The sequence below is a fragment of the Streptomyces sp. AC627_RSS907 genome (assembly GCF_019049165.1).
In genome coordinates this window covers 1-655 of record NZ_JAGMUE010000200.1, presented here as the reverse complement: position 1 = coordinate 655, position 655 = coordinate 1, and the positions used below count along the sequence as shown (strand labels likewise).

Below are 655 nucleotides of genomic sequence, written 5' to 3'. Positions count from 1 at the left end.
CCAGCCGCGCAGCCGCGGCAGCATGTACTGCATCTGCGCGAGCGCGACCTGCGCCTTGCCCTCACGCGACTTGGCGTGCTGGGCGAAGATGTCGAGGATGAGCGCCGTACGGTCGACGACCTTGACCTTCACGACGTCTTCGAGGTGGATGAGCTGACCGGGGCTGAGCTCACCGTCGCAGACGACGGTGTCCGCGCCCGACTCGAGCACGATGTCCCGCAGCTCCTGGGCCTTGCCGGAGCCGATGTAGGTGGCCGGGTCGGGCTTGGGGCGGCGCTGGATGACGCCATCGAGAACCAACGCGCCCGCCGTCTCGGCGAGTGCCGCGAGCTCCGCGAGGGAGTTCTCGGCGTCCTGCATGGTGCCGGAGGTCCAGACGCCGACCAGCACCACGCGCTCCAGACGGAGCTGCCGGTACTCGACCTCGGTGACGTCTTCCAGCTCGGTGGACAGGCCCGCCACGCGACGCAGAGCGGCCCGCTCGGAGCGGTCGTACTGCTCGCCGTCGCGCTCCTCGTCGATCTCGTAGCTCCAGGCAACGTCCTCTTCCATCAGGGCGTCGGCCCGAAGGTTCTCGGGAAGGCGCTGCCGGTCCGAGGAATCCGCGGCGGGGAACGACTGCTGCTGGGAAGGGGTTGTCATTGGATCCTTACGT

1 pseudogene is annotated in these 655 nt (G+C 68.7%); it reads right to left on the bottom strand.

The window, feature by feature from the left end:
* Nucleotides 1–642: pseudogene (locus KUM32_RS31455) on the bottom strand (GTPase HflX); the annotation flags it as partial.
* Nucleotides 643–655: the final 13 nt, after the last annotated feature.